General features: G+C 58.7%; 6 protein-coding genes and 1 pseudogene. All 7 read right to left on the bottom strand.

Features of this window, described 5'->3' with window-relative positions:
• Nucleotides 1-188 precede the first annotated feature (188 nt).
• Nucleotides 189-2,060 carry an acyltransferase family protein gene (locus P9217_RS29265; protein ID WP_063169260.1) on the bottom strand — a complete coding sequence of 624 codons (1,872 nt, stop codon included), beginning with the start codon at nucleotides 2,058-2,060 and terminating at the stop codon, nucleotides 189-191.
• 83 nt (nucleotides 2,061-2,143) lie between these two features.
• Complete coding sequence (locus P9217_RS29260; protein ID WP_063169261.1) at nucleotides 2,144-2,704, bottom strand: CpaD family pilus assembly lipoprotein; 561 nt, start codon at nucleotides 2,702-2,704, stop codon at nucleotides 2,144-2,146.
• A 12-nt stretch (nucleotides 2,705-2,716) separates the two neighbouring features.
• On the bottom strand, nucleotides 2,717-4,138 hold the full coding sequence (locus P9217_RS29255; RefSeq protein ID WP_063170365.1) for a type II and III secretion system protein family protein: 1,422 nt from the start codon (nucleotides 4,136-4,138) through the stop codon (nucleotides 2,717-2,719).
• 71 nt (nucleotides 4,139-4,209) lie between these two features.
• Nucleotides 4,210-4,896 carry a response regulator transcription factor gene (locus tag P9217_RS29250; protein ID WP_063169262.1) on the bottom strand — a complete coding sequence of 229 codons (687 nt, stop codon included), beginning with the start codon at nucleotides 4,894-4,896 and terminating at the stop codon, nucleotides 4,210-4,212.
• Nucleotides 4,897-5,701: 805 nt separating this feature from the next.
• A pseudogene (locus tag P9217_RS29245) lies at nucleotides 5,702-5,870 on the bottom strand (transposase); the annotation flags it as partial.
• Nucleotides 5,871-6,584: 714 nt separating this feature from the next.
• On the bottom strand, nucleotides 6,585-7,619 hold the full coding sequence (gene tdh, locus P9217_RS29240; protein ID WP_063169264.1) for an L-threonine 3-dehydrogenase: 1,035 nt from the start codon (nucleotides 7,617-7,619) through the stop codon (nucleotides 6,585-6,587).
• Nucleotides 7,620-7,684: 65 nt separating this feature from the next.
• On the bottom strand, nucleotides 7,685-8,698 hold the full coding sequence (locus tag P9217_RS29235) for an adenosine kinase (protein WP_063170366.1): 1,014 nt from the start codon (nucleotides 8,696-8,698) through the stop codon (nucleotides 7,685-7,687).
• Nucleotides 8,699-8,785: the final 87 nt, after the last annotated feature.

Raw genomic sequence — 8,785 nt, 5'->3', positions numbered from 1 at the left:
TCCACATGGCAGCCTAAAGTCAAAAACGCCTATCAGTCGCCTCGCCCTGATCGAGGACAACCTGTTGAAGCTCCACACCTAGGTCACTATCGGGGGGCCTTAAACCTGAACAGCTCCATCGTCGCGGCTGCTGCGGAAGCAGGAGCTATCACTGGGACCCGTACTGGTGCTTGTCAGCCGCTGAGCCGCTACTTCGTCTTAGGAAGAGCATTGTCCTTGCCAAAAGCCGGCCAGTATTTCGAGATTGCCAGTGTGGCGCCGGCTGAAGAGAAATGACCATAGTCGAAATATAAAAACTCTCCTCTATCGAAATAGGCGCAGCGTCCTGCGCTGCACAGGAATTTCAGCGGATCGATGAATGTGGCGCCTTTGGTAAATGAGCGCACACGTTCGTTGACGTCGGGGTCCATCGCGATCGGCCAGGACGTATCGTCCAGATTTTGGCGCTTGGCGAAGAACGCAATTTTCCGGACGTCAGTTGGGAACTGCGGAGACTGGCCGATGACAAACACGCGCACGCCCAGGGCACGAAGCGTAGCGATTGTTTGCTGAAGACCGTCGAAACCTCTGACCTCATAGTCACTCCATCTACCGCTGAGGATAACCGTCTTGATGTCCGCTTCCAAGATGACGTCCAAGGCCTTGCGATTGAACCGGACACAATCAAGACGATCGTACGGGTAGTAATAGAGTATCGGCGCGCAGCTGGCGTACGTATATTCAACGATGTTCGCCTGCAATCGATTTATGTTAGCACCCAAGCCGGAAACATAGTGCGCGGCGAAGGAGTCGCCCCACAAAAAAACCGTTGTTGGAAAACCGCTGGTGCGCGTGCAATCCTCCATATTCCAGCTTTCGATCCGGCTGGTGCCCTCGTTGAAACAGATGCCATTCCTCCAGTCCCCGACGGAAATGCGCCGCTGGACATAGTCCGGAAACCGTTGCGGAAAGCCGTTGCCGAGCGCCCCCGCCGCTCCGCCGGCACAAAGGACAACGATCGCGAGCGCTGAAAAGGCGAAGATAGGCCCCGGGGAGGTGAAGGCCCTCTTCTGTCGAAACGGCTGCTCTACAAACTTCCAGGAGAATGCAGCCAATGCGAGGCTTGCCACCAACATCGCACCGGTCATCAACGGATCGAGTTTTTGGAACGAAAGATAGTGCGCGAACGCATTGAGAGGCCAGTGAACAAGATACAACGAATACGAGATGAGCCCAATCCAGACCAGCGGCCTGACTTCGAGCATGCGGGTGGCGACCGTCGAGGGGGTATTTTGGCCAACATAGATCAGAAGGGCCGTTCCGATGCATGGATACAAGGCGTTGTAGCCTGGGAACGGATCACTCGCCGAAATCGCGAAGAACCCGATGGCGAGAAGGCCAAATCCGGCCACCCCCACCGACTCCATCAGGAGTCGGTTGCCCAGCGGCGAGGGGCATTTGAGCATGAGCAGGGCGCCCAACATGAGTTCCCAGATTCGGGTCGGCAGCAGATAGAATCCGGCGGTGGGTGCCAGCGATGTCGCCATCACCGCCACTACGAAGCTGCAGAGAATTATCGGAAGAAGTGTCGTCAGCCAGCGCTTCCCGATGTAGCGATAGATTAGGAACATCAGGATTGGTGCGAAGATGTAGTACTGCTCCGCTACGGAAAGCGGCCAAGTGTGCAACAGTGGTAGAAGCGCGGCATCGATAGAGAAGTAACTTGACGTTTTCCAGAAGAAAACGTTCGACCAGAAGGTCGAGGTAGCTATGATGCTAAGACTGAATCCGCGCAGATCCGGTGGCAGAAGAATGAACAATGCCGCAATGCAGGTGAGAAGCATCACAAAGACGAGCGCCGGCAGAATGCGCCGGGCACGGCGCCAGTAGAAGTTGACGATGGAAAATTGGCCGCGTTCAAGGTCATCCAGGAGGCTTCCGCTGGTTAGGTAGCCGGAGATGACGAAGAAGATATCGACCCCGCTAAAGCCACCCGGGATCGCCGAAATTCCGAAATGAAAGAGTACGACCGGAAGTACAGCAACGGCCCTAAGGCCCTCGATATAGCGCCTATATTGCATCCAGCGGTTCCTTTTATTTTAGATCAGGACGCGATTGGAAGCTTTCAATCTCCGGTAGGAGTGCTGCCGAGATAAGGGCGGTATCAGCCACCTTTATCCGTCCCGAATGTTCTGTAAGTTGCAACTGGTACAGAAGCACGATCGCCATCGCCGGCCTTGACGGCCTGATTGTCGAGCAGATCGCGCGGATCGTTGACCATCACGGCCAGGTTATGTCCTGTCGAACAACCAAGCGGCTGTTTGAAGGATTCTTCATTGGGTAAGGCACCATATGAGGGACAGACCGGCGGACGGGCGTGATAGACAATCGCCTCAATTCGCACTGAGCCGGCGTCGTGTTGATCGCGCAATTGAATGTTGTCTTCTTCGATTGCCAACTGCCTGGCCTGATGGGCTACCCCTGCGCTGAGCTGGGGCGAACCGCTGATGAGGAGGTGGATGGCATCGAACCGGCCGCGACTGGCCTTGTCTAGGAAAACACGCAAACGCTGCCGTTCGGAAGCGCGCAGGCTTTGCAACGTCAGGACGGTGGTCTCCTCTCGGACAAGCATTGGTGCCGATGGTTCGACATCAACTGGCGTAGTGCTTGTGCAGCCACTTACGCTTGGTGCCAGAGCGACAAAGAGGATTATAAAACGCAACATCTTTGGATGACACTATTCGATGATGAAGCCGAGACCGCCCTGGGCGCTTGGCGCGCCCGCACGGATAGCAGCGCGGTCTCGCGGGGGACTTGTCACGGAATTCGTCGGAGCGCCCCCTCCGTTCAAAGCCGGTGCCGCCCGCTCGGTCGGTGCGCTCATCTGGTTTGGGTTGGAGCCTGGTCTTACAATGTAAGGCGTAACTAGAATGACCAGTTCTGACTCCTCTTTTTGAAACGAGGTCGAGCGAAAAAGCGGTCCCAGGATCGCCAGTTCTCCGAGCCAGGGAAAGGCCCTGACATCATTGTTGACGTTCCGCCTGATTAGACCGCCGATTGCGAAGCTCTGGCCGCTGGCGAGTTCGACGACCGTATCGGCTCGGCGCGTGGAAACTGCCGGCACGGAAATTCCGTTGATTTGCACGGCACCTTGCGTCGACAGTTCACTGACTTCGGGCGTTACGTGAATGTTGATTTGATTGTTGCTGAGAACTGTCGGCACAAATTCCAGACTGACGCCGAAGTGACGGAATTCAACCGATACCTGCCTGTTTTCCTGCAGGACAGGAATGGGAAATTCGCCGCCCGCGAGAAAGCTGGCCTTTTCACCCGACATAGCGGTGAGGTTCGGCTCAGCCAGGACGGAAGCTATATGCTCCTTGGCGAGCGCGTCGAGAACCGCGCTGACGTTGACGGCACCGTTGTCGAATCCGATTTCTGCTGTACCGCCACCCTGGGTTGAACCAGACCCAGCGCTTGCAGCGCTTCCGCTTAGAACGCCCACTTTGAAATTGCCGATTTGACCGAAGGCGGACAAGTTGACGCCGAGTGACTTCATGGCGCTGCGTGAGACTTCGGCTACGCGCACGCTGAGGTTAACTTGCAGGGATCCAGCGACCTTGATGTTGTTGACGACTTGCGCTCCGTCGCCCAGATATTGCTCAGTGACTCTTTTTGCGGTGTCGGCGACCTCTGCGTCGGGCGCCGTCCCGCTAAGGATTGCGCCGCGCGGCGTATAGTTGACGCGGATGGGATAGTCGCCGACCTGCTCCCGCAACATGGCGCGTAAATCCCCGATCGGTTGCGTGACAACGATACGCAATTCGGCGAGAGGCTCGCCATTGCCATCCAAGGCGAATAGGCTGGTCCGCCCCGATTTCTTGCCAAAGACGAAGATTGTTTTGCTCGATGGCGCCTGAAAATCCGCGATCGTGGGGTCAGCAACAAAGATGGTCGTGGCTGGCCCGGGCAGATGAACGGTCTCCCCGAGCGAAGAGGAAAGGGTCAGCGTGGCGTTGATGCTATTCGAAGCCGCATGCGGCGGGCCTTTGTCCTGCTTGTTTTGCGCCGCGACACCAAGTGGGAAAGTCACAATAAGCGCGCAGAGGAGATGGCCCAGGTAACGGGGCACTGCAGGTCTTGTAACCTTGTTGGCGATCGCCCGCCAATTGAGCGCAGCGCAAGGATGTTGAAGGATCAGCAAAATAGATCTTCTTTCGATTCGACAAACTATGCGGACGAGGCGTCAGTCAATTCTAGGATGTAACCAATGCCTCGGATGGTCTTGATCCGTGGCGTTGCACCTGATCTGGTCAGATGTCCCCGTAAACGATAAATTCCGACTTCAAGCGCGTTGGCAGACACGTCGTCGTTGAATGAATAGAGGTGATCTTCCAATTGCGCACGGGGCACGATGCGGCCTGCCCGGTTAAGCAGGTGCTCTAGAACACAGAGTTCGCGACGTGCGATCATCATTGGGTGCCCATCAACGAAAACCTGGCGGGCGACCGGATCAAAGTCGAGATTGCCAAATACGAGCCTCAGGTCGGTCATCTGTGTCGCCCGGCGCAGAATGGCTCTCATTCTGGCAATAAGCTCATCGGTAGAGATGGGTTTGAGCAGAAAGTCGTCCGCACCACCGTTGAAGATCGCAATTCGCTTATCGAGATCGTTAAGGCTGCTCATAATGACGGCAGGAACTGAATGCCCGTGGGTCCTCAACTGCCTCAGCCAACCCAAGCCATCGCCATCTGGCAGAGCCAATTCCAGCAGGAGAATTTCATAGCTGGCGCAAGAAAATGCACTCGAAGCCAGTTCCAGAGTACCAACGACATCAACGACGAAGCCGCCATCCCCGAGCGCAAGTCGCATGGCGCGCGCAAGATCCGCATGATGATCCACGAGCAGCGTTCGCATTTCATCTCCTCTCGAAGAGGGACGGCCCATCGAACGCGTCACCGGCGGCCATCTGATCGGAGCACACGGCGCGCAACTCGTCGCAGCTCTCGGAACTGGTCCGAGTCGGAGGGACATGCAAGTCGCTCGGTGGCAATAGGCGCGGGTGAGGACCAACTGACGGGCTCAAATACGCCGGTCGGCGAACCCACGAGGCCAGCAACCCGCGTGCGATTTCTCGTTGCATCATCTCTCCTACGTGCAGCCCCTGCGCTCGCAAGGCAGCGTCGCGGCTCAGAGCCCGATTCCCACAGAGGGTAGGGTTAGCTTTCGAGAAACTGATTGAACAAATCGATTATTTGGATCGAATGCATCCACGGTATGGATGCAGCGCACCATCTTCAACGACTGCGGCGTCCTGATGCACTGTTGTGTCTGTCGTGCTCTGCTTTTTTCGCTGTCCTTCAAGGCTGGCGAGCCTGGTGGAACCTGCGCGTCATTGGCTTGGTAGCTTGAATGCTCAACAACGGAGCGCCCTGCGCAAAGCCGCTCTCATTTCCAAAAAGCCTTGCAATCTGGTTGGAGCACTTCGCGCTCGACACCAAAATAGGCGAGGAAAACTGACGTCTGACAGGGATGTACATGCAACAGCCGATTTGCGGCACCAGCAAACGACCGCGTTCAGGCTGAAGATCGACGACCAACGGCTCCTCGATTTCCGCACTTTTACAAGCTCTTCCTGTGCGGGCGGATGCCGGCAAACAGCAGCACAGGGTCAGCGAAACCGGGAGCGGGCCTGCTTGATCGCCATGATCACATTGCCGCTGTCGCGCGTGCGGAGCGGAATGCAATCGGTCCAGCCGGCGGCAATCCGGTCAGCACCATCGTCTGCACGAAGCTCCCTGACGAAGACGTGCCCGAATGCGCTCAACAAAGCCGGGCGGCGGATCTTTCCAATCGCCGAAGGTGCGGGCTGGCACCGAGCGGCGAACTGCGAACTCATTCCTGCCCGGCGGCGCTGGCCGCCGCGAGCGTCGATGCGGACCCAGCCGCTCCGAATCCTCCCACAACACGATGAGCGCGTCGCGGACATCGCTGCCGTAACAGCGGCTGCGGCTCTTGCCCGCAGACGGCCTCTGCTCACGACGGTTCATAAGACGGATCGCGCGCTTGCGAATAATAGCCGGTTACCGCCTCGAACTCATCCAGAATGCGCCGCTTGTCAACGCCGCAATAAAGCTCCACGATCGCCGCTTCACCGTGTCGCCATGCTGAGCCGCGCCATCCTTCCCCCGAACCGGAATGGCACGACCTGTCCATCCCCTTTGGAACAGGACACTATTGGTAACATTTTGCTTGAGGCAATGCGGCTCGTTGCCTTCCTTTTCGCTGACCGGAAGGGTACCGGAAGTCGTCTATCGCATCTTACCCGCTGAAAGCGGCAACACCTCGACCTCAATCGCAGATCATAGGAAATAGACGATCGCGTCGGGGCCTCAGCATCGGTTCACCGGGTTTCCGTCATCGACTGAAGCGAATTGCCCCATCGACCGTCACCGGGTGGGCCGCGATACGTCGCCGTATATGATTAGCGAGCGCACGTAGCGGAGCCATAGCTCTCCACCCAGCCATGTTCCCCTAGTTGGAAAATGTCCGGCGGACCAGAGGTGCTGTCGTCAGCTTTTCCTGAATAGCGGCCAAGGCAATCCCTACCAGTCCATCACCACCTTGCCGGAACTGCCGCTCTTCATCGCATCGAAACCGATCTGAAAATCGTCGATGCCGATGCGGTGGGTGATCAGGCCGGAGACATCCAGCGGACCCTGCACAAGCGCGATCATCTTGTACCAGGTTTCGAACATCTCGCGGCCGTAGATGCCTTTGAGATGCAGCATCTTGAAGATGACCTTGTTCCAGTCGATCTCGAAGCCGGTCGGCGCGATGCCCAGAATGGCGATCTTGCCGCCATTGTTCATGGTGTCGATCATGTCGCGGAAAGCGGGGGCGGCGCCTGACATTTCGAGGCCGACGTCGAACCCCTCGGTCATGCCGAGCACCGGCATGACGTCGCGCAGCTTCTCCTTCGAGGCGTCGACGACATGCTGGACGCCGAGTTTCTTGGCTAGCGCCAGCCGCACCGGGTTGATGTCAGTGATGACCACTTTGCGCGCGCCGACGCATTGGGCGACGAGCGCGCCCATGATGCCGATCGGCCCGGCGCCAGTCACCAGCACGTCCTCGCCGACCAGATCGAAGGACAATGCGGTGTGGACGGCATTGCCCAAGGGATCGAAGATCGCGGCAATCTCATCGGGCACATCGTCGGGGATCGGCACGACATTGTGCTGCGGGATCGCCAGATACTCGCCGAAGGCGCCTGGACGGTTGACGCCGACGCCGAGCGTGTTGCGGCACAGATGCCCTCGCCCGGCGCGACAGTTGCGGCAATGGCCGCAGACGATGTGGCCTTCGCCCGATACACGCTGGCCGACCTTGTATTCGGTGACCGCTGCGCCGAAATCGGCAACGGTGCCGACGAATTCATGGCCCGTCACCATCGGCACCGGCACCGTCTTCTGCGCCCACTGGTCCCAATTGTAGATGTGCACGTCGGTGCCGCAGATCGCCGTCTTCTTGATCTTGATCAGCACGTCGTTGGGGCCGATTTCCGGCACCGGCACCTCTTCCATCCAGATGCCCGGTTCGGCCTTGGCCTTCACAAGCGCCTTCATCATGTTCGACATCAGGATTTCCCTATTCCGTGATTGCGCTTCTGGCGAGATAGCCTGCACAACGGGAAGGTAGGCCACTAACTCGTTTGAACGTCCGGAATGGTCAGCCCCGCCTGCTCAGCCTCGCGGCGCAAATTCTGACGGGGCCTGGGGCCGATCTGCTGGATCACCAATCCGGCTGCCAGTGAGCCAAGGTCGCCGCAAGTCTGCAGGTCGCGGCCTTGCGTGTAGCCATGCAGGAAGCCGGCGGCATAGAGATCGCCGGCGCCCGTCGTGTCGACCAGTTCCTTGATGGCGGTCGCCTTGATCACCACGGTCTCGTCGCCGCGCACGATCACCGAGCCTTTTTCCGAGCGGGTGACGGCGGCGATCCGGCAATCCTTGCGGATCTGGGCCAGCGCCTCGTCGAACGACGATGTCTGGTAGAGCGACTTGATCTCGTGGCTGTTGGCAAAGACGATGTCGACCGTGCCCGAGCGCACCAGGTCGAGGAATTCGTCGCGGTAGCGGTCGACGCAGAACGAATCCGACAGCGTCATCGACACTTCTCGGCCTGCCGCGTGCGCCAGCTTCGCCGTCTGGCGGATTGCCTCCTTGGCGCGCGGCGGGTCCCACAGATAGCCTTCGAAATAGGTGACCTTGGCGCCGGACGCCTTGTCGGCTTCGACATCCTCAGGGCCAAGCTCGACGCAGGCGCCGAGATAGGTGTTCATCGAGCGCTCGCCGTCGGGCGTGACGAAGATCATCGAGCGCGCCGTCGGCGGCTCACCCTTGAGCGGCGTGGTGCCGAAGGCGACGCCCTGCGCATGGATGTCGTGGGCGTAGATTTCGCCCAGCGCATCGTTGGAGACCTTGCCGAAGAAGGCCGCGCGGCCGCCAAAGCTGGCGACGCCGGCCGCCGTGTTGCCGGCGCTGCCGCCGGACGCTTCGATCGCCGGGCCCATGCGGCTGTAGAGCAGTTCGGCGCGTTGTGTGTCGATGAGGTTCATCGCGCCCTTGATGATGCCGTTGGTCTCGAGGAATTCCTCGTCGCACTGGGCGATGATGTCGACAATGGCATTGCCGATGCAAAGCACGTCATAATCCGGCATCAAAATCTCCGCCAAAACCCGAGCCGGCTTCTTGCCACGCCGGCCGGGCGTGGTCTCGCGAGTTGAAATGGGTTGCCGCATGCGCTT

This window comes from Mesorhizobium sp. WSM4989 (assembly GCF_029625795.1).
Classification (GTDB): Bacteria; Pseudomonadota; Alphaproteobacteria; order Rhizobiales; family Rhizobiaceae; genus Mesorhizobium.
Note: the sequence above shows the minus strand (reverse complement) of the source record. Positions and strands in the feature narration are given on the sequence as shown.

What these genes read in the sequence shown, in the direction of transcription:
- P9217_RS29265 (WP_063169260.1), bottom strand. Translation starts at nt 2,060, where the DNA reads ATGCAATATAGGCGCTATATCGAGGGCCTTAGGGCCGTTGCTGTACTT.
- P9217_RS29260 (WP_063169261.1), bottom strand. Translation starts at nt 2,704, where the DNA reads ATGTTGCGTTTTATAATCCTCTTTGTCGCTCTGGCACCAAGCGTAAGT.
- P9217_RS29250 (WP_063169262.1), bottom strand. Translation starts at nt 4,896, where the DNA reads ATGCGAACGCTGCTCGTGGATCATCATGCGGATCTTGCGCGCGCCATG.
- tdh (WP_063169264.1), bottom strand. Translation starts at nt 7,619, where the DNA reads ATGTCGAACATGATGAAGGCGCTTGTGAAGGCCAAGGCCGAACCGGGC.
- P9217_RS29235 (WP_063170366.1), bottom strand. Translation starts at nt 8,698, where the DNA reads ATGCCGGATTATGACGTGCTTTGCATCGGCAATGCCATTGTCGACATC.